The sequence below is a fragment of the Arthrobacter sp. JZ12 genome (assembly GCF_035189165.1).
GTDB lineage: Bacteria > Actinomycetota > Actinomycetes > Actinomycetales > Micrococcaceae > Arthrobacter_D.
The window spans coordinates 1,085,521-1,106,903 of sequence record NZ_CP045246.1 but is presented as its reverse complement, the minus strand read 5'-3'; the positions used below and the strand labels follow the sequence as shown (position 1 = coordinate 1,106,903).

At 64.9% G+C, this 21,383-nt stretch carries 12 protein-coding genes and 1 riboswitch; of the genes, 4 read left to right on the top strand and 8 right to left on the bottom strand.

Annotated features, from left to right (window positions below):
- The 8 genes from GC088_RS05145 to GC088_RS05110 all read right to left on the bottom strand — a co-directional run bounded on the left by GC088_RS05145 (window position 1) and on the right by GC088_RS05110 (window position 17,122).
- A complete protein-coding gene (locus tag GC088_RS05145; protein WP_323961083.1) occupies window positions 1-972 on the bottom strand; it encodes an AAA family ATPase in 972 nt (323 codons plus the stop codon).
- 91 nt (window positions 973-1,063) lie between these two features.
- A complete protein-coding gene (locus GC088_RS05140; RefSeq protein WP_323961081.1) occupies window positions 1,064-3,004 on the bottom strand; it encodes a fibronectin type III domain-containing protein in 1,941 nt (646 codons plus the stop codon).
- The gene (locus tag GC088_RS05135; RefSeq protein ID WP_323961079.1) at window positions 2,998-7,155 is read right to left on the bottom strand and encodes an Ig-like domain-containing protein; all 4,158 of its coding nucleotides are present in this window, start codon (window positions 7,153-7,155) and stop codon (window positions 2,998-3,000) included. The genes GC088_RS05140 and GC088_RS05135 overlap by 7 nt, the downstream gene beginning before the upstream one ends.
- A gap of 127 nt (window positions 7,156-7,282) precedes the next feature.
- On the bottom strand, window positions 7,283-13,240 hold the full coding sequence (locus tag GC088_RS05130; RefSeq protein ID WP_323961077.1) for an Ig-like domain-containing protein: 5,958 nt from the start codon (window positions 13,238-13,240) through the stop codon (window positions 7,283-7,285).
- 359 nt (window positions 13,241-13,599) lie between these two features.
- The gene (locus tag GC088_RS05125; RefSeq protein WP_323961947.1) at window positions 13,600-14,670 is read right to left on the bottom strand and encodes an adenylate/guanylate cyclase domain-containing protein; all 1,071 of its coding nucleotides are present in this window, start codon (window positions 14,668-14,670) and stop codon (window positions 13,600-13,602) included.
- A gap of 80 nt (window positions 14,671-14,750) precedes the next feature.
- Window positions 14,751-15,335 (bottom strand): PH domain-containing protein, encoded by a 585-nt coding sequence (locus GC088_RS05120; protein ID WP_323961075.1) that lies wholly within the window; start codon window positions 15,333-15,335, stop codon window positions 14,751-14,753.
- Window positions 15,336-15,338: 3 nt separating this feature from the next.
- Window positions 15,339-16,220, bottom strand: a complete 882-nt coding sequence (locus GC088_RS05115) for a biotin--[acetyl-CoA-carboxylase] ligase (protein ID WP_323961073.1) — start codon at window positions 16,218-16,220, stop codon at window positions 15,339-15,341.
- Window positions 16,221-16,273: 53 nt separating this feature from the next.
- Entirely contained in the window at window positions 16,274-17,122 is an 849-nt protein-coding gene (locus tag GC088_RS05110) for an SDR family oxidoreductase (protein WP_323961071.1), read from the bottom strand.
- 230 nt (window positions 17,123-17,352) lie between these two features.
- Between GC088_RS05110 and GC088_RS05105 the strand changes: the two genes are divergently transcribed.
- The 4 genes from GC088_RS05105 (at window position 17,353) to GC088_RS05090 (ending at window position 21,294) form a co-directional block, all read left to right on the top strand.
- Window positions 17,353-18,987 carry an acyl-CoA carboxylase subunit beta gene (locus GC088_RS05105; RefSeq protein WP_323961069.1) on the top strand — a complete coding sequence of 545 codons (1,635 nt, stop codon included), beginning with the start codon at window positions 17,353-17,355 and terminating at the stop codon, window positions 18,985-18,987.
- Entirely contained in the window at window positions 18,984-19,220 is a 237-nt protein-coding gene (locus GC088_RS05100) for an acyl-CoA carboxylase subunit epsilon (protein ID WP_323961067.1), read from the top strand. The genes GC088_RS05105 and GC088_RS05100 overlap by 4 nt, the downstream gene beginning before the upstream one ends.
- Before the next feature lie 127 nt (window positions 19,221-19,347).
- Window positions 19,348-19,791 (top strand): pyridoxamine 5'-phosphate oxidase family protein, encoded by a 444-nt coding sequence (locus tag GC088_RS05095; RefSeq protein ID WP_323961066.1) that lies wholly within the window; start codon window positions 19,348-19,350, stop codon window positions 19,789-19,791.
- A gap of 121 nt (window positions 19,792-19,912) precedes the next feature.
- Window positions 19,913-19,987, top strand: a riboswitch (cyclic di-GMP riboswitch).
- A gap of 14 nt (window positions 19,988-20,001) precedes the next feature.
- Window positions 20,002-21,294 (top strand): glycoside hydrolase family 26 protein, encoded by a 1,293-nt coding sequence (locus GC088_RS05090; RefSeq protein ID WP_323961065.1) that lies wholly within the window; start codon window positions 20,002-20,004, stop codon window positions 21,292-21,294.
- Window positions 21,295-21,383 lie beyond the last annotated feature (89 nt).

The window sequence follows — 21,383 nt, the reverse complement described above, 5'->3', positions numbered from 1 at the left end:
TCAGGCGGTAGCGCGTTGCTGCGGTGCGGAAACGTCGGCAAGCACCCGACGGAGAACCGCTTCGGCGGTGGCGCCGGCGAACTCCGCCTCGGGATCCATGACGAAGCGGTGCGTCCAGACAAACGGCGCAAGCTCCTTGACGTCGTCGGGAAGCACATAGTGCCGCCCTTGGCCGGCCGCCCAGACCTTCGCCGCCCGAACCATGGCCAACGCGCCACGGACACTCACGCCGAGGCGGGTTTCCGAAGCCGTGCGGGTCTCCTCCGTCAGGCGGGAGATGTATTCAAGGACCGCCGGGTCAACGTGGGTCTCCGTGGCGAGGTCCGCCATGTCGGTCACTGCCTGCGTGGTGATGATCGGGTTCAGTGCTGCCGAGCGGTCACGCGTGGAGGATCCGCCGAGCAGCTGAACGGTTGAGGCGTGGTCGGGGTAACCGATCATCGTCTTGATCAGGAAGCGATCGAGCTGCGCTTCGGGGAGCCGGTAGGTGCCTGCCTGCTCGATCGGGTTCTGGGTTGCGATGACCATGAACGGCCGGTCATTCGTGTAGCTGGTGCCGTCGACGGTAACCCGGGACTCTTCCATGACCTCAAGCAGTGCCGACTGGGTCTTCGGAGATGCGCGGTTGATCTCGTCCGCGAGCACGATGTTGGCGAAGATGGGACCCTTGTGGAACTCGAATTCCTGGGTTTTCTGGTCATAGATGGTGATGCCGGTGACATCGGAGGGCAGCAGATCGGGGGTGAACTGGATGCGGGAATGGGTGCCCTGGACGGTCGCAGCGAGTGAACGCGCGAGCATGGTCTTCCCCGTACCCGGAGCATCCTCCAGCAGCACATGCCCCTCGGCGAGCATGGCAGTCAGAACAAGCCGCACCACCTGCGACTTGCCAAGAACGGCCTGTCCCACGTTGCCGACAAGCTTGTCGAAGGTACCGGCAAACCAGGTGGCCTGTTCGGCGGTCATAGTCATGATCGTTCTGTTCCTTTTTCTCGTGAGAGTTCTCGTGAAAGCTCTCGTGAAACTTGTTTGGATGATCCGGCGTTCAGGTTGTCTTCACGGTTCATGAGCACGTCCGGGCCCCTGGTTCGGCTGCCACGGCAACCTCCTTGTACCAGCCGCCGTTCATTGCCTTGACCCACTCGCTTGAGCTGCCTGTTTGGGTGAAACGGCCCGGCGACGGCATCTCGTAGATCGGGTAGACACCGCCGTTCGGGCGCATGCACTCGATCTGGAACCTGTAGCCGACGACCCGCCAGGTGCCGCCTGCATCCGAGCAGTTGGCCCTGTTCGCCGGCTTGTCGTTGGCGGACGCCGGGTACTCGCAGGTGCCCGTGGCGTCGGTGTCATTCACCGTCGCGTACTTCGTGGGCCAGGGTCCGGTACGGCCAGTGGCGGTCGCGGTTGATTGCTGTCCTTCGGAGTCCGTCACGGTGACCGTGATGGTCACGTCGCGTTCGTAGCCTGCCTTACCGGACGTAACCTGCCCACCACCGGCACCGACGTCACCCCCGGCAGCGGCAGCCTCCCACTTCACCGAGGTGACGGGCCTGCCGTTGGCCGGGGTTTGACCTATGTTGAAGACCACCTGCTCCCCGGAGGGAGAGGAACTGATCGATGGCGTATTCGGCCGGCCGAACGGCACCACCTCGTTGGACTGCGTCGGCTCCCCCGCGAGGGAGGCGCCGTTGGCTGTATTTACAGCCCGGACTCCTACCCGGTAGGTGGTTCCGTTGTTGAGGCCCCCGATGACGCCGTCCGCAGGCAGAGGAGAGAATCCTCCGCCGTTCAACTGGTACTCGTACCGGGTCTGGGCTGCGGTTGCGCCGTTTCCCGGGGCCTGGCCGTGCGTAACCGTCAGCCGCCGGTCCCCCGGTACGGCCTGGACGTTGGGCACCGCGCCCGGCGCCCCGACGGCCTGCCGCGGTTCCGACGGCGCACTGGCCGCAGACGTGCCGGCCTTATTGGTGGAGGTAAGGGTGAAGGTGTAGGGGCTCTGCGAGTTGGGCAGCGTGACTGTCGTGTTGAAGACGGACCCGGACAACTCCATGGACCGCAGCGCCTTGCCGTCCTGATGGGTGGTCAGGGTGTAGCTCTCGATCTCGGCGCCGTTCTTCTCGGCGGTGCTCGGCTGCGCCCAGGACACGGAGAGCACTGAGTTCTCTGATCCGCCCTGCGACGACACCTGCGCGGTGGGCGCGGCCGGGGCGGCCGGTACGCCCGCCGGAATCTCGGCGGCTGAGTAGGCGCTCCAGTCGGACGGGTCGGGTGCTTTGTTGAACGCTCGCACCCGGACCTTGTACGGAACCCCGTTCTCCAGCCCCGTCCATTCGGTGGAGGTGCCGCTGATGCCGCTCTTCGAGAATTCACCGGTAGGCGGCGCGGGCGAGATTTCGAGGTCGTAGCTCTCTACCGGGGAACCCTCGGTGGGCGGCACGTCCCAGTTCACGGTGAGGGAAGAGTCACCGAAGACGAGGCGGGGCGCGGACGGTGTGGACGGCTTTTCGTCCGGGCGGGCGGGAGCGGAGGCTCCCGACGCCGGCGACTCGCCGACGTCGTTCACTGCAACGACAGTGAAGGTGTATTCGGTGTTGTTGGTCAGTCCCGTGATGCTGCACGTGGTGGCAGGGCACTCCTGGCTGACGCCGCCGGTGCCGCTGACCCGGTAGCCGGTGATTCGGGAACCGTTGTCGGCGGGCGGATCCCAGGACAGGACTACCGTCTCGCTGCTTACTTCGCCTACAGCCGGTGTGGACGGCGCGTCCGGCGCACCCTTGACGGTCAGGCGGATACGTCCGTCGACTTCACGTTCAGGGTCATTTGTGCGGTCACCGATGCGGTACTGCACCACCATGGTCCCGACGAAATCCTCCGCGGGTGTGACCGCGACCGAGTCCCCCTGGGCGCTTGCAGACCCGAGGCCGGTCTCGGTGTTGACCGAGATGAGCTTCAACGGCGAATCCGGGAAGGGATTGGTGTCGTTGGCCAGAGCGTTGATCACCACGGTCCGCCCTGAACGGCGTCCTGCTCGACGTCGTCGTTCGCCACTGCCAGCGGGCGCGTGGAACTGACCACCGTTACGTTGATTGCCGCCTCCACGGGGTCACTCCGGCCGTCGGTGACGGAGAAGCTGATCGGGAGAACTTGATTCTTCGGCGCTGAGCCTGCCGCCACGGTCAGGACCGTTCCGTCCAGGCTGGCATCAAGTCCCGACGGTGTGTCGCCTGAGAGGGAGAACTCGAGAGTGTCTGCCTCGTCGATGTCCGAAGCGAGCTTGGCCAGGTCAATGGAGGCGCTCTCCTCCTGGGCTACCTGCAGTTCACCCGACCGCGCCTCCGGGGCGTGGTTTCGGTTGGGATCCGGAAGGACCATGATGCTGACCGTCAGCATGGACTTCAGTCCCTCGGGGTCGTCCACGGAGGTTCCGTCGGTGACCTCGAAGTTGACGGAGGCTGCTCCGGAATAGTCGTCAGCCGAGGTGAACACCAGCGTAGTGGCGTCCCGGACCAGCGGTTCATTATTCGACGCGACGGCAGTGACCTTTGCGTCGTCAGTCAGCTGCACGGACCGCCCTTCACGGACCACCACGAGCTCCTCGAGGTCGAGTACGAGCTCCTCACCGCTCATCACTTCCTGCGCCCCTGCATCCAGGAGTGCCGGCGGCTGGTTCGCCTGGCCCGGAACGTGGATGAATGCGGTGCCCCTGAGGCCGTCGATGTCGGTCACTGTGTAGGCAATGGTCTGGGCCTGCGGGAGCAACTGCACGTTGACGATGCTGGTGCCGCCCTCGCCTGCCCGAACAGACGCGGTTTCGGTTTTCTCGGGGAAGCTGATCTCCAGTTCCTCGGGGGAACCGTCACGGTCGGTGTCGTTGTCCAGAACCGGAACGTCGACGGCAGCCCTGCCGAGGGTCTCCGGGAAGGAGACCCGGTCGTCGTGCGCGATCGGAGCCAGACGAGGAGCGTCCGGGCTGGTCCGCACCCGGACGGTTCCCACTGCGGTACCGCCACGTGCGTCGTCGACCGTATAGCGGACTGCGGTTGTGCCCGTTTCCTGCGGCGATGTGAAGCGGACCTTGTGATCGCGCACCTCGGCCGACACAGCCTCGGCAGCCTCAAGTCCGTCCGGCGCAAGGGCGAGCGCATCGCCGTCCGGATCGGAGTCATTGGACAGGACGTCCACGGTGACGTTGCGTCCCGGCAGGACATCCACTAAGTCATCCACGGGCACCGGAACCTGGTTTGCGGTACTCGGCAGGGCGACGCCGACCAACACCGTTCCCGTGGAGCGTGCACCGAACCTGTCGGTCACCACGTAGCTGAACGAGTCCTGGCCGGAGGTATCGGTGGCCGCGGTGTACTCGATGAAGGTGGCGCCAACCCGCACGGTTCCCTTCGAGGGAGCCTGGTCGATTCCGACAAGCGACACCGAGTCACCGTCCGGGTCGATCCCCGTCAACGGGATGGGGATGCGGGTGGTGTTTCCGGCGATAGCCCGGGCCTTGACGGTTTCGGGTAGCGGCCGGGAATTGTTCTCCTCGTCAACGGCGGTGACGTGGAAACTGACCGAGGCCGAGTCTTCCTGCCCGTCCGGCCCGCGTACCGCGTAGACGGCGCGGTAGGTGCCCGGCGTAGTAACCGCTTTGAAACGGAGGGTGTTTCCGGACACCGCGAGCAAGCCCTGGGCGGGTGCGACCGTCTCGACAAGTTCCGGGTCGAGGGTCAGTTCGCCGCCGTTGGGATGGGTGTCATTGCGCAGCACTTCCACGGTGGCGACGTCGCCTGCGCGGACAGTTATTTCGTCGTCGGCAGCGCGTGGCGGCTGCAGCTTCACCGGCGCCGGAATCGGCACAACCGAAACCTGACCGGTGGCGCTTTCCCGACCATTGGACACGCTGTAGGTGAAGCTGATGCGCTCCTTGAGTCCGCGGGTGTCGCTGATGCGCAGGATGTTGTGGCTCAGGACGGCCACAGTGACCGGGGAGTCTGCGGGAAGCGACACGGACTGCACCACGAGGACTCCTCCCCCAGGGTCAGTGTCGTTGGCGAGTACGTCGACGAACGTCTGCCCGCCGGTTGGCAGCAGCGCACTGTCCCGAACCGCTACGGGCGCTCCCGCTTCACCGCCCTCGGGCAGCACGTCGATGCGGATGATGCCCGGCGCACTCGCGGGGCCGTTCGCAACCACGTAGTCGAGGTAGACGGGCCCGGGCTTTTCCGAGCGGTAGGTAAAGGTGCCAACCTCATAGTTGGGCGTGACCTCCGCACCTTCCCCGCCGACAATCCGGGTCAGGCGGAGGCCCCTGCCAGAGGGATCAAGGTCGTTCTCGAGCGGCGAGACCAGGAGTTCCTCGCCGGCGTTGACGGTGAGGTGGTCGGGGTTGGCCACAGGCGGCACCTCACCGGGCGGAACGACGTCGACGATCACCACACCTTCGGAGGTTTCCCTGCCGTCCGAGACGGTGATCGCCACTTCCTTCTCACCGATCTGCTCTCCGCCGTCGGCGAAAGTGAGCAGTCCGTCGTCGCGGTGCTTCGCACTGTCTGAGGGGGTGGTGGCGGTCGCCGACTGCAGATACAGGTCGTCACCGTCCGCGTCGGTCCAGTCCGAGAGAATGTGCTGGTTGGCGCTCTGGCCCTGCTCAAGCACAATGCGGGTCTTCCGCTTCTGCGCCGGCTGCTCATTGGCGTCGGCGGAGCGGACGTTCAGGGTGACGGTGGCGGTATCTCGGCCGCCGCGGCCGTCGTCGACGGTGTAGTCGAAGGTGTGCCGGCCCGGAGGAACGTCCGCCCCGAGCACCACCTGCAGGCCGGTCGCGTCGTAGACCGGCTGCACCGCACCAACGTCGGGAATTCCCTCGGGCACGGTCACGGTAAGCAGGTCGCCGTCGGGATCCGAGTCGTTGTCCAGCACCGGAAGCAGTGTGGTGGAACCGACGCGGGCACCCAGCTCGTCGTCCTGCGCTACCGGTTCCTGGTTTTCCTTGGTGCGGTCGGGCAGCGTGTTAACGGGACTTTCGCTGGCTGATTCCTCGTCTTCCCGGTCGTCTTCCTCAGGAGGCGGGATGATCTCGTCCCAGTTCTGCACCAGCTGCATATTCTGCTGCACCAGCCAGATGCTGCCGCCGCGGATGTCGTTGAGTACGACGACGTCGCGGTTGGTGCGGAAGACCAGTTCCGATTGGGCGCTGATGGAGGGGATTTTAGAGGTGGCGTCCCCTGAATCGTCGTCGCAATTTCGCACGTAGGTACCGGATCCCGCCCAGGCAGCGTGCACGCAGCCGTCCTGCTGGACAGGGGCGGAGGGAGCAGCCGGAGTCTCAATAGGCTGGGACTGCGGTTCGGAACCGTCCAGCGGAACGCTCACCAGTGCCCCCGTCGTCGCCACAGCGACGTTGTCGGAAGCGGGACCGCTCTGCTGGAGGCGGGCGCCGTCGGCGTCGGGCAGGACGATTGTCTTGCCATCCGGCAGGAACACTGATCCCGACTGCGGATCAAGCGCTACTGCTTCATCGCCCACCGTGGTGAGCTGGAGGTCTTCGACGTTACGGATGCCGTCCGTCTGCTGCCGCGACCGTTCCTTAAATCCGCCCTCGCCGTCGGGCTCCCACGCGGTGATGGCGCCGGTGGAGGGGTCGGCAGTGACAACGATGTCGAGTGCCGTGATGGCCGCTGCAACGCCGGGAGCACCCTCCAGCAACGGGGCGGAGTCCTCGCTCGCGAACCCGGCCAGGCCGGTGACCGGTGCTGCGCGAACGGTTCCCTCGGCGCTGCTGGTGGACAGCACGTAGTCGGTGCCGAGCTGCGGCAGTCCACTGCCCGGAAGTTCCTGCTCATCCCCGGTGGTGACCTGCGTGACGCTGACCTGGCTCAGTGTGCCCTGGTCCTGGTTGTGGTTCAGTACCGTGGCATCCCGCTGCAGAACGTCGAAGGCATTGCTGCCAGCGATGAAGCCTCCGTCGAGGGTGCGGGACGGGTAGTTGAGGTGGCCCACCTTGCCCTGCGAGAGGTTGGTCACCCAAACGCCGCCGTCGTTTAGATCCACTTCGGCAGTAGTGATGCCCGGGTTGAGGACGGCACCCACGACGGCGGCAGTTACGGCAAGGGCGGTACCGGACACAATCCTGCCCCTGCGGCTATCGAGACCACGTTTCATGAAAGAGTTGCTATCCCCCGAGAAGAAGGCGCCTGGACCGTTCGCTGCGCCTGGATAAGTGTATAGCTAAGGGTGCTGTCCTCCCATGGGCACGAGTACCCATGGGAGGGCGGAATTATTCGCTAATTCAGCATCGAGGCATCCCCGCAGGCGGGTTGGCTCCCTGAGTGGTCGTGTTTCCACGGACATGCAGTCCGTCGTTGTTCGCATAGGTATTGGGACCCGAGAATTGCTTGTACCAGGCACCGGACGACCGCTGGATGTAGCACTTGGAGACAATGGTTTCGCCGTAACCCAACCAGTGGTTTCCCCTGCAGTCACTGCCTGTCCAGTTGGTCCCATTGGCCGGATCCATGCAGGTGCGGTGTCCCGTCTGCAGACCCGGTCCTCCGGCGGTGATCTTCCACTCGGTCTGCCGGGGCGGTTCCGGCGGTGGCGGCGCGTCCCCGGCAGTGCCTGTGACGACCGTTGAGTTGGAGCACTGACCGGTTTCGTCACAGGCCTTGAACTCGACCGTCTCGGTATCGCCGTAGTTTCCTACCTTGTAGGAGACGTTGCCTGAGGTGCCCCGAGATACCCATACGGTTGTTGGATGCAGTCTTCTGTGCTGAACTTCGACGACTCGGCGGCCGTTATCCGCTTGTGCTGACCAGTTGAAGTGCACTTCCATGTCCCCTCGAGCGCTCTTCCCGGAGCTTGCCCTCGGAGCCAGCGGCTTCCCGTACGGAACCACGGTGTTGGATCTAGGGCTATCGCCACTGCTATAGCTTGAGCCGTCGGTAGTCCCAACGGCTTGCACGACAGCCCAGACCTGTGAACCGTTCCGGAACCCTCCGACCTCTTGGCCGTTGGTGACCGTAAGGGAACGGCCGTCGCTGAAGCGCGCGAGGTAGCTGATTTCCGAGGCGCGCGATCCATTGCGCTGCTCAGGCGTAAGCTCCGCGAATTCGATTCGAACGTGTTCGCCCACGCCGCCGGTTCGCGTCTCAGTCAGGCGTGGCGCAGCTGGAGCACTGGGTGCCCCGACCGCGCGGCGGGGAGCTGACTGTGCACCGTACTCGGTCCAGCCCGCTTTGTTGTAGGCGCGGACAGCGTAGGTGTAGTCGGCTTCGGCGTTCGGAACGTCGATGGTCTGCTCCGAGACTGTCACTTCAGCCAAGGTGCGGGTGAGAGTGCCGCCCTGGAACTCCTGGACCTGGTACTTTGTCACCTCCGCACCGTTCGGTGTGACGTCCGCCCAGTCCACCACGAGTTGGCTCTGCGTACCCACGGATTGCGCCCGCCTAGTGGTCGGGGCCGCCGGGGTGCCGGGCAGGCCGGCCGGGGTTTCCGCGGCCGAGTAATCGCTCCAGTCCGAGGGTTCCGGAGCAGCGTTCCGCGCCTGGACCCGCACCTTGTAGGCGGTGCCGTTCTCCAGGCCCTCCCAGGTCAGCGGGCTGGCGGTCGCCGAGCGCTGGGTGGCGCCGTTCGGCGGGGCCGGGGAAATCTGCAGGTCATACCCCTCAATCGGAGAGCCTTCGTTCGCCGGCGGAGTCCAGTTCACTGTCACGGCGCCGTCGCCGAATTTCAGCACCGGCGGGGCCGGCTGCTCCGGCTGCGTGTCGGGGCGGGCGACCGCCGATTCCGGCGACGGGTCCGACGTTCCGACGTCATTGGCCGCGGTCACCGTGAACACATACTCCACGTTGTTCGTCAGCCCAGTCAGGGTGCACGTGGTCGCCGCGCACTCCTGCGTGAACCCAACGGTGCCGGTCACCGTGTAGCCGGTGATCGGGGATCCGTTATCGGCAGGCGGGTCCCAGGACAACACCACAGTCTCACTTCGCGTGCTCTCCACCACCGGAGTTGACGGCGCACCCGGCTTACCCTTCACCGTGAGAAGGATCTGTCCTGTATCCACCCGCGATAGCTCGCCCGTTTTGTCCTGGACCGTGTATTGAACAGTCATGGTGCCAACGAAAGATGCGGCAGGTGTGACCAGAACTGAGTCACCCTGCTGCGACACACTCCCGTTGCCATCAGCGACAACATCGAGGATTTGCAGCGGCTCCTCGGGGAACGGATTCACGTCATTGCTCAGGACGTCCACCGATACGGGTTCGCCCTGCACCGCGTCCGGGACCTCATCATCGTTCGCCACCGGCAACGGACGGCTAGAAGCCAAGACGGTCAATGAGACCGTGCTGTTCGCGGTGTCTTCACCGTCAGTGACGGAAATGCCTACCGTTCCGGTCTGACCGACGGCAGCTCCGTCCTGTGCGGCAACGCTGAGCACCGAACCGTCGAAGGACACATCAAATCCTGCGGGCCTGTCGCCGGTCAGGGAAAACTCGAGGCTGTCTTCAGGGTTCGGGTCGGATGCCAGTCCGGTCAGGTCCAGGGTGACCGCCGGCTCGGCGATCGCAACATCCAGCGAGCCGGAGTCCAGCGTGGGCGGCATGTTGGGGCTCTCCTCAGCGGGGATCACGTTGGTCAGGACAGTCAGGGTCGATGCGAGCCCGGCCGGATCATCGGGTCCGGATCCGTCGGTGACCTCGAAGGTGATCGAGCCCCTGCCTGCGTAGTCAATGTCGGCCGCGTAGCGCAGGGTGCTCGGGTCGGCCACCCAGTCGTTGGCGTTGCTGGTACCGATCGCGGTGACCTTCTCGGCGACCGTCACACGCGGAGTACGTCCTTCCCGGACCTCCACCAGGTCGCCGAGGTTGAGGGTCAGTTCCTCGCCGGCCTTCACGTCGATCGGAGCGTCATTGATCAGGGTCGGGTACTGCTCGCTCAAGCCGGGCACCCAGATGACCGCTGTCGCGACACCGCCGTCGATGTCCTCGACCGTATACGGAATGGTTTGGGCCTGCTCGCTCAATTCGACCCGAACCACCCCTTCGTTCCCCACGGAGGCGGTGACGTCTGCCGCGTCCACGCTGACAACCAGGTCCTCGGCAACCCCATCGGGGTCTTCATCGTTCTTCAGTACGGGCACGTCCACCGCCGTTTGGCCGCGGGTTTCTTCCGGTTCCACCCGATCATCGCGGGCAATCGGCAGCAACAGCGGCGCGTTCTGATCCACGGTCACGTTGATGTTCCCGTTCGCCGCGCCACCGCGGTTGTCCTCAATGCCGTACCGGACGCTGAAGTCCCCCTCCGCCTCAGGCGCGCGGAACAAGACCCTGCCCTCGACAACCTCCGGCGCCATCTCTTCGGGAGTAGCCGCGACAGCTTCCGGGTTTAGTGCAATGGGGTCACCATCCGGGTCCGAATCGTTGCGGAGCGCGTCCACAGCGATTGCGCGTCCCGGCCGCAACACTGCGCCGTCGTTCACGGCGATGGGCTTCTGGTTCGCCTCAGCCGCCGGTGCTACGCCTACCTGCACGGTGCCGGTGTTCTCCGCACCGAGCCGATCCCGCACCGTATAGGTGAAGGTGTCCGTTCCCGCACCGGCCGAGGAGGCGGTGAAGTCGATGTAGTTCGGGCCCGGCACCGCGGCACCCATCTTCGGTGCGACATCGATACCGGCCAGGAAGGATGAGTCGCCGTCGGCGTCAATCCCGTCCAGCGGCACTGGAATCCGGACCGTGGACCCAGCAATCACCCGCGCGTCCAGATTTTTCGGCACCGGCGGCGTATTAGCAGCATCCAGCGGACGGATATTGATTCGCACCTCGGCCGAGTCCGTCTGTCCGGTGCTGTCGAGCACCTCGTAGATCGCATAGACCGTCTTCGCCGTCGGACCGGCGACGAACCGCAGCGAGTTCTCCGACGCGAACACCCGCCCGTCGGCCAGGTCGATGCCCTGAGCCAACACCGGACTCAGCGTCAGCTCATCCCCGTTCGGGTGCGTGTCATTTTCCAGCACCGGAATGTTCACTACGTCCCCGGCGCGCACCGTCACCTCATCCGGGTTGGCCTGCGGCGGCAACAGCGTCTCCGGACCTTCAACTGAGAGCACACTGACCTCACCCTTAGCGGAAGCTTTCCCGTTGGAGACGGTATAGGTGATTGTTGCCTGTTGGTTCAGACCGCGGACATCGTGAATCCGCAGCACGTTGTGGTCCAGGACTGCCACATCAATGGGCGAACCGGCCGGCACGTCCACTGACTGGACCACCAGCACACCGCCGGTCGGGTCGCTGTCGTTGCCCAGCACGTCCACCAGTACGTCCCCGTTGCGCGGCAGCAATGCCACGTCGCGCACCGCGATCGGCGCACCGTCTGCACCTTCGGCCTTCGCGTCCACCCGAATCAGACCGCTGGCACTCTGCGGCCCATTCGTCACCAGATACTCCACGTAGTAGGTACCGGCCGCCTGCGGTGTGAAAGAGACGGTCCCCGTGTCATAGTCAGGGGTCACGGCGGCCTCACCGCCGGCGAGTTCGGCTTTGGCCAGGCTCAGTTGACCGCCGGCCGGGTCCAGGTCGTTCTGCAGCGGGGTCAACTGCGATTCCTGCCCCACGACGGCGGTGAAGTGATCAAAATTCACCACCGGCGGCAGCGTCCCCGAGGCACGGACATCGAAGCTTACGACGCCGGAGGTCTCGTCCCTGCCATCCGAGACCACGATCTTGACCTCCTTCACGCCCTGGCCCTTGCCGACATCGCGGAACGTCAACAACCCATCAGAGCGTGTGCGCACCTGGTCGCCGTCCGGAGTGGGCTCCGCACTGACCAGGAACAGGTCATCACCGTCAGCATCCATCCAATTCGACAGGATGTTCTGGCTGACCGCCTTGCCCTCCTCCACCAGTATCTTCGTCGGCCGCAAAGGGTTCGGCGGCTTATTCGACTCCGCTCCGCGAATGTCCACGCTGACCTGCGCGGAGTCGCTGCCGCCCCGGCCGTCGTCGACCTCATAGGTGAAGGTGGCAGTTCCAACCGGCGCGTCGTCGGGAACGACAATCTGCAGACCGGCGCCGTTGTAGATGGGCTGAACGCTGCCCGCAGCCGGCTGGTCGCCGCTCAGTCGGGTGGTGAGTAGATCTCCGTCGGGGTCGGTGTCATTGGTGAGGACGTTCAGGATGGTGGTGCGCCCGGCGCGGGCACCGTACGAGTCGTCCTCAGCAACCGGCGGCCGGTTCTCCCCCGTCCGATCCGGCAACGTATTTACCGGATTCTCACTCGCCGACTCCTCATCCTCCTCATCGGACTCCTGCTTCGGCGGAATGATGTCACCCCAGTTGTTGACCAGCTCCATGTTCTGCTGCACCAGCCACACATTGCCGCCATTGACGTCATTGAGAACCACCACGTTCCGGTTCACCCGGAACACCAACTCCGACTCAGCACTCAGCTCAGGAATCTCCTGCCGCTGATCGCTGGCATCATCGGCACAATCGCGCACATACACCGCCGAACCAGCCCACGCTGCATGCACGCACCCGTCCAACTGCACCGGAGCAGCCTGAACACCCGTCGCCTCCAACGGCTGGATGGTCGGCTCACCACCGGCAAGGGGCTGCTTGATCAACGACGACGGCGTCGCCACCACCACGAAACTGCTTGCCGGACCGCTCTGCTGCAGCTTCCCACCAGCAGCATCCGGCAACTGGACAGTCTTACCGTCGGGAAGAACGATGCGGCCGGATTCCGGCTCAAACACCACCGCCTGGTCCCCCACCGCGGCCACCTGCGAATCACCGAATGAGTCGAGGCCCTCGACCTGAACCATCTCGGGGTCGGCGACAGAACCATCAGAACCGACCGCAAAGGTGGACACTGCCCCGGCCTTGATATCCGCGACGATCACCCGGTCGTTCGAGGACACCGCCGCGACCACACCTGCAGAACCAGTCACCACCGGCTCAACCGACTGATCACTGAACCCAGGCAAGTCCTGCACCGACGTAATCCACACCGAGCCCGCGGCACGATCCGTCACCGCCGCCGTCGAACCACCCATCGCAACCACCGCAGAACCCGGCAACTGCACCTCAGTGCCACGAACCACGTTCGCTACATCAACCGGGGAAACCTTCGACTGATCCGTATTCAGGTTGAATACAGTCCCGGCATCCTGCAGGACATCGAACCCGTCGCTGTTCGCGGCATACCCGCCATCAAGCAATCGGGACGAATAGTTCAGGTGACCCACCATTCCCGAACTCCGGTTCGTCACCCACACACCGCCGTCGTTCAAATCCACCTCTGCCGTAGCAAACCCCGGGTACAAGAGGGCTCCACCAACCACGGCCAAAGAAACCGCCGACGCGGTCGAAACCGAAAGTGCCCGCTTATTCCTGGTGCTGAATCGTCGAAGGCGGTTCAGAAGCTTCAAAGTTTTCCCCGGATGAGACAGATGGCTGGGTCCCTTCAGCGAAGGCGACCGGCCGGATACAGGACCGGTACTAGTCTAGGCACGTCGGAAGATCCCACTCCGCCCGACTGCATGGGAACTACTGCCCATGCCACTATGCGCCAGTCAGTCCAGAAGCCTGGATTGAGCCCAGCAGGAACTTAGTCCAAAACCAGGCCTGTGCCTGTCCCGCGGGCGAGGGTGACCGGGTACACCTCACCAAACCCGCGTACCGTGCGGGGCTTGTGCGGCATGAGGACAAACCGGTCGTTGTCCCGAAGGGTGGCTGCGGTGGTGGCGTCGATGAGTACGGTGCCCGGCTCGGCCAATGAGGTCAGACGTGCCGCCAGGTTCACGGTGGGGCCGTAGATGTCGCCAAGGCGGGACAGGATCCTTCCCCATACCATGGACACCCGGGCGGACGGCAGGACCTCGTCCTCGGTGAACGCCTTGGCGAGCGCCAAAGAAATTTCCGCTCCCGCTTCCGGTGTCTCGGCGATGTAGAGGACTTCATCGCCGATGGTCTTGACGAGACGCCCGCCGCCCACGGAGATAATTTCGGCGCACTTGTTCTCGAACCGCTGCACCAGCTGCGCCAGCGTCTTCTCGTTCATCTGACGCGACAGGCTGGTATAGGACACCAGATCGGCGAAGCCGACGGCGCGCGCCAGGGGCAGGGGTGCGTCGTCGGGCGTGTCCGGCTGGTTGGCCGCAGCGGTCTCTGCACGAACGGCGAGACGCTGGACTGCGGCATTGAGCTGTCTGCGCCAGGCATAAACAAGCGTTTTCTCGAGGGGCTCGATGAGCTGGGGCAGTTCAGCTACCAGGTGGCGACGGGCAGCGGCGTCCGAGATTCCGCGCTGGGCGACCATTTCTTCGACGAGTGCTTCGATCTGCCAGACCACCATGCGGTCGGTCATCTGCCCGATGGCCCGGGTGATCGAGATCGCCGCCGATTCGGTCAGCTGCTCCTTGCGCACCAACTCGATGATGGTGGTGAGCGCTTCCATGTCGTTGGGAGTGAAGGCTACGTCTTCATCGCCGATATTCGGAAAACCCATGGCCCGCCACAGCTTTCGGGCAGAAAGCAGCGACACTCCAGCCCCGGAGGCAACCTCACGACGGCGGAGTGTGCGCTCTGCGCCGAGGAGTTCCACCTCGAGCCGCCGGACGGACTCGCGGTCGAGCTTGTCGGGTGCGGGACGAGGGTCGGGGCGCCGGATGATCGGCATCGAGAGGGTCAGCGGATGATCGGGATCTTCGTCCTCGAAGCCGGGCTCGTCGATTTCGTCTGCGTCGTTGTTGGCGCTCGTCACCAGTCCTGCTCCTTTCCGTTGATCGATTCGTCCGTCACTGCCAGCGGCTCAGCTTCCATATCTACACCATCGAACATTGCGGTCAGGGGCAGATCCCGAATTGCCAGAACTATGAACTCCTTGAAGGTCCGCACCTGCGGAACATCGCCGAAGACCAGCATCCGGTCGCGGCCCAGGTCCAGAACCAGGCTTCCTCCGCCGGTTAACCGCTCAACCAGCGTCTGTTCGATGATGACCTGGAGGATGGCGGTCAGCCGGACCTCGCCTTCGCTGCGGCGGGTGAATCCGCTGCGCCGCAGAAGCCTTCGGCTGGTCAGCACGTAGCGCGTGCCGGACCATCGCAGCAGCGGACGGAGAAACACCCGGATCAGCAGGAGCGCGGCCAGGACCAGGATCGCCGGAGCGATGGCAGGCGACCACTGCTCCCAGCCAAGCGGCAATTGCGCACGGGTGGACCATCCCAGCCCGTAGCCGGCGCCCGCCAGGATCAGGAGTGCACCACAGAAGGGAAGGATGAGTCGGCGCGGGTGCGGACGCGTGCGCACCACAACGTGCTCCCCCGGTTCGAGCTTGATCCGCATGGACTAGCCGGCGGGCCGCAGATGCACGACGTCGCCGGCGGAGACCGTGTGCCGTTCTCCGTCGTCGTCGCGCACCACCAGTGCACCGTGCTGGTCAAGGTTCATGGCCCGGCCGGTGATCTCACTGCCGTTCGGGAGGTCAGCGCGCACCTGCTGCCCGATCGTGACCATCCGGTCACTGACGCGCTCCAGCAGCGACGGGCCGCCGATCCAGGGGCGGGAGGCATCGCCGTCGACCGCCGTAAATTCCTTGTAGTACTGCGCGAGCCGGCGCAGGTAGGCCTTGAGCAGGATGTTGCGGTCGGTGGTGGTTGCGTACTCGAGCAGTAGGCTCGTGGCCGTGGGGACCGGAAGCTCCTGGTCCGTGAGGCTCACGTTCACCCCGGTTCCGACGACGACGGCGGGCTGGCTTCCGCCCGTGCCCGGAACGAGTTGGGCGAGGACTCCGGCCAGCTTCCGCCCGTCGACGTGTACGTCGTTTGGCCACTTCAGTTGCGGGCAGACTTCGGTGTGCTCCTCGATGCTCTCGGACAGGGCGAGGGCCGCCAGGAGCGAGAACCAGGCGAAACTCTGCGTCGGGAGGGGCTTCCCCTCCCGGTTTGCCGGGCGCAGCAGGACGCTGACGATCAGGGACGAGCGCTCGGGCGCTGTCCAGATCCTGTCCATGCGTCCGCGCCCCGCGGTCTGCTCCTCCGCGGTGAGAACGCTCAGGTCGGGCCACTGGGCGGGGTCCTGCTCTGCGTATGCGGCGAGGTCCGTATTGGTCGATCCCGTTGCCTCAACCAGTTCCAGCCTGCTGAAGGGGCCGTGCGGGAGGCACAGCACCTCGCGGAGCCCGGTCCGATCCAGGCCGGGGCGTTCGAGGTTGGAGTAGCGGGAAGTCATCCTCCAAGACTACTGGCCGCCGAACCCCCGCCGGGTTGGGAACCTTCCTGCTGCTACAGGAAGATGTCCGGCACCAGGCGGTGCTCCTCTGCGCCGAGGCTGTAGCGGCGGAAGTCGGTCACTCCTTCCTGCCGCAGCACCTCCTCGTCGGTGAGAAAGTTTCCCGTGCATTCCCGCGCGGGCCGAACCAGGATTGCGTGCGCGGCGTCGGCGACAATCTGCGGGCTGCGCGAGGCTGTCACCAGTTCACTGCCTCCGGGCATGGTCCGGATAGCTGCAGTATCGATAAGTGTCCGCGGCCACAGGGAATTGACCGCGATGCCCGCTTCTTTCAGTTCCTCGGCGAGCCCGAGCGTCGTCAGGCTCATGCCGTACTTGGCCATGGTGTACGCCAGGTGTCTGCCCGCCCAGACCGGGTCGAGGTTCAGGGGCGGGGACAGGGTCAGGATGTGCGGATTGGATGCCCTGCGCAGCGCGGGCAGCGACAATTTGCTGAGCAGGAAGGTGCCACGCACGTTGATGTCGGTCATCAGGTCGTAGCGCTTCATCGAAATGTCGTCCGTCGAGGACAGATCGATGGCCGATGCGTTGTTGATTACGACGTCGATACTCCCGAATTCGGCGACCGTCGCCTTTACAGCCGAGGCGACGTCGTCGTCGTTCCGCACGTCGCCGACGACGGCGAGACCGCCTCCGCCGGCGGAGCGGATCTGCTCCACTGCGGTGTGAACCGTGCCTTCAAGGCTCGGATGGGGCTGGTCCGTTTTGGCGAGGACAGCGACGTTGGCGCCATCTTGGGCCGCACGAAGGGCGATGGCGAGGCCGATGCCCCTGCTGCCGCCGGACATGAGGATGGTGCGGCCGCGAAGGGACCTCTTGGGAAGTGCGCCGTTGCCTGTCATGAGGGCCACCATAGACCCGCATCGCGGGTGGAAACCTAATTGTTACTGGCGGGTAACTTCCGGTCGAGCGCTAGCTTTTCGTGGGACTTGTTGTAGGTGTCCTACAGCCATAGGCGCCAAAATCGTCACTAGACTGGGCAAAGAGTCCGGCTCTTTGTGGGAAACCTACTTAAACCCTCGAGGAACCGGCTGACCGCCAGCCCGCCAAGACACCAACCGGAAGAGACTCGATGCAACCCGAAACGCTTCCCGTCGATCAGGACTCCAGCGCCGGCGACGGCTCTGCTCCCGACCTCCAGACCACCGCAGGGAAGCTCGCTGATTTCCGGCAGCGGCAGGAAAAGTCCCTTGCCCCCTCCGGACCGGAAGCAATCGAGAAGCAGCACGCGCGCGGCAAGGGAACGGCCCGCGAGCGCATCGACATGCTGGTGGATCCCGGTTCATTCGTGGAGTTCGACGCCCTCGCAGTGCATCGCTCCACCGCCTTCGGCATGGAGAAAAAGAAGCCCCTAGGTGACGGCGTCGTGTCCGGATACGCCACCGTCGACGGCCGCCAGATTGCCATCTACAGCCAGGACTTCACCGTGTACGGCGGCTCTCTGAGTCAGGTGAACGGGGAAAAGATCGTCAAGGTGCAGGAATTCGCCCTGCGCAACGGCTGCCCCCTGGTGGGGATCAATGACGGTGGTGGCGCGCGCATCCAGGAGGGCGTTGCCTCGCTTGCGATGTTCGCCGACATCTTCCGCAACAACGTGCATGCCTCCGGAGTCATCCCGCAGATCTCCCTGATCATGGGACCTTGCGCCGGTGGTGCAGCCTACTCCCCCGCCCTGACCGACTACGTGGTCATGGTGGACAAGAGTTCCCACATGTTCATCACCGGCCCCGACGTCATCAAGACCGTGACGGGTGAGGACGTGGACATGGAGACCCTTGGTGGTGCCCGCCAGCACAACGCCACCACCGGAACCTCCACCTACCTGGCAAGCGACGAGCAGGACGCCATCGATTTTGTCCGGGAACTGCTGGACTTCCTGCCGTCCAACAACCTGGCCGAGGCGCCGCTCGCGGAGTTCTCCGAGGAGCTTGAGCTCGATGAAGCCGACTCGGAACTGGATCTGCTGATCCCGGACTCCGCCAACCAGCCGTATGACATGCACACCGTCATCTCAACCATCGTCGACGACGGCCACTTCCTGGAGATGCAGTCGCTCTACGCACCTAACGTGATCATCGGCTACGCCCGGGTCGAGGGACACACCGTCGGCATCGTGGCCAACCAGCCGATGCAGTTCGCCGGGACGCTGGACATCGCGGCATCGGAGAAGGCCGCGCGCTTTGTCCGCCACTGCGACGCCTTCAACATCCCGATCCTGACCCTGGTTGATGTTCCCGGCTTCCTGCCCGGCAAGGACCAGGAGTTCAACGGCATCATCCGCCGCGGCGCCAAGCTCCTCTACGCGTACGCGGAGGCAACCGTGCCGAAGCTGACGGTCATCACCCGCAAGGCCTACGGCGGCGCCTACATCGTCATGGGCTCCAAGAAGCTCGGCGCCGACATCAACCTGGCCTGGCCCACGGCCCAGATCGGTGTGATGGGTGCACAGGGCGCGGTGAACATCCTCTACCGCGGTCACCTGAAGGCAGTGGCCGACGCCGGCGGCGACGTCGATGCGGCGCGCACCGAGGTGATCAATCAGTACGAAGAGGAACTGCTCAACCCGTACCAGGCCGCTCAGCTTGGTTACGTGGATGCGGTCATCGCGCCGTCGGAAACCCGGGTCCAGGTTGTCCGCGGGCTGCGCGCGCTGCGCGACAAGCGCGCCTCCCTGCCCGCCAAGAAGCACGGGAACATCCCGCTGTGACCGCGGAGTTCACGGTGGAGACAGAGTCGCCCGAGCCTCCGCTGTTCCAGGTGGTTGCCGGGAATCCGACCCCCGAGGAAGTAGCGGCCCTCGCCGTCGTCGTGCTTGGCCTCCAAACAACCGACGACGGCGCGGCCAAGCCGGCACCGCACCGTTCCTGGATCCGGCGTAGCCAGCTCCGGTTGGGGCCGCTGCCCGGACCCGGCTCCTGGCGGCGAAGCGCGCTGCGCTGACCCCGAGCACATCGCGGTTCGCCGTCCACAGGTCCTTCCGCTGCGGGCAGGGCCCGCTTTAGGCTGGGTGTGATTTCGCCCGAATCACGAGTGACGGCACTGAGCCGTTCTGCCCGGAAGGACGCACATGGATCCCAGAGAAGCCGAATATCGGGGAATGCCCGGCACGCTCCACATGTCCGAGGATCTGACTGAGACAAAGTGCTGGTCGCTCCTGAGCACGCAGCAGACGGGTCGGCTTGGCTTCGTGAAGGACGGCGCCGTCCACATCTATCCGGTCAACTACCTGGTGCACGACGGCGCGTTGTACTTCCGTACCAGTGAGGACGGGGATATCGGGAGCCTGATGCCGCTGGCCGACTGCGCTTTCCAGGCGGACGAGGTCAAGGCAGCTGAAATGGCGGGATGGTCCGTGCTCGCCCACGGCAAGGCTGAGATAGTGCGCGATGACGCCCAGTTGACGGAACTGTGGGGTCGTGCAGCGGAGCCGCCGTGGGCCGGCGGATCACGCACCACCTTCATCGAGATCCGGCCCAGCAAGGTGACCGGGCGGAGCGTACGGACCGCCTGACGGTCCGGGCTTGCTGTACCTGCGCTTGGGGCGCCCGCGCTTTAGCGAATTGCGCTTTTCCTGCGCGTTTGGTGAGGCCTACTTCGGCGTGCCTTGAAGTTGAGCTGGAAAATTGAACCAGCAACGATAACGGCAAACCCGGTGCAAGCCGGGGACGCAAAGCCACGGGGCCCTCGGGGTCAGCCGGGTTACCGAACACAAAGGCACTTCATGTCAGCAATCAGTGGGCTCAATTCTCGTCCCCGTACCGCTTCAGCCCCGACGTACGCACCCGGCACGGCTGTGGGCCGGGCAGCAGGGCGCATCCTCCTCTTCCTCGCAACCGTCGCCCTGTTGGCAGTTGGTATTGTTCCAGCGGCTCAGGCGGCAGCCGTGGTTACGCTGAGCAGCACGTCCGGGGAAGCAGGCAGCACGGTAACCGTCACCGGAACAGGTTTCCCCAAGCGCACTTCCGGGACCGTCACTACGGAGGGCGCGTCGGTGAAGGTGAGGACCAACGGAGCCGGCGCGTTCGAAACGCGCATAGCCGTGGGCAGCGGCCCTACCGCCACCATCACGGCGACGGTAGGCGGTACCACCGCCTCGGCGACATTCACGGTCATCCAACCGGAACCTGTGACCGAGACGGAGACTTCGCTCACCGGAACCAGCAAGGCTATTCGTTTCGGTGTAGGCACCAACGGCGGTCCGGCGGCATCGACCGAACTGGACGAGGTCACGGCGATCGCCGGGGAAGCACCATCCATCGTTCTCTCCTACAAGGACTTCAACCAGGCTCCGCCCATCTGGGAGCTGGATCAGGTCCGGGCCCGCGGGGCCGAAACTCTGCTCACCTGGGAGCCCTGGACCTGGGGCGGCGGGGTGGAGCAGCCGGCCTACTCGCTCGACCGCATCACCGCCGGTGACTTCGACGACTACCTGCGACAGTGGGGCTACGCGCTGCGGGACTGGGGTCACCCCGTGTACCTCCGCTTCGGCCACGAGATGAACGGAAACTGGTACCCGTGGGCCGAGGGCGTCAACGGCAACGGACCCGGTGACTACGTCGCCGCCTACCGGCACGTGCACAACGTCGTGTCTTCCACGGGTGCCGCCAACATCCAGTGGGTCTGGAACCCCAATGTGCCCTACTGGGGCTCCACCGACCTGGCGCAGCTTTTCCCCGGCGCCGAGTACGTGGACCTGGTGGCGCTCGACGGCTACAACTGGGGAACCTCCCAACTTTGGAGCACGTGGCAGGAACCCGACGTGCTGTTCGGCAAGGGGCTGTCCCAGCTGCGGGCAATTGCGCCCGGGAAGCCGATCATGATTGCCGAAACAGCGTCCTCGGAAATCGGTGGGTCCAAGGCCGCTTGGAACAGGAACCTGTTCGCTTATCTCTCGGCCCAGCCCGACGTCGTCGCACTGGTCTGGTTCCATATCCACAAGGAGGCGGACTGGCGGATCGACAGTAGCGAGTCGTCCGCAATCGCCTTCCGTGAGGCGCTGGCCGGCCGGCGGTAGCGGCAGACAGGCGTCACGGTTCCAGGAGCACGATCCGATCACGATCCGTCCACACCCCACCCCCTTCTGTTCACGTCGGCAACAACGTG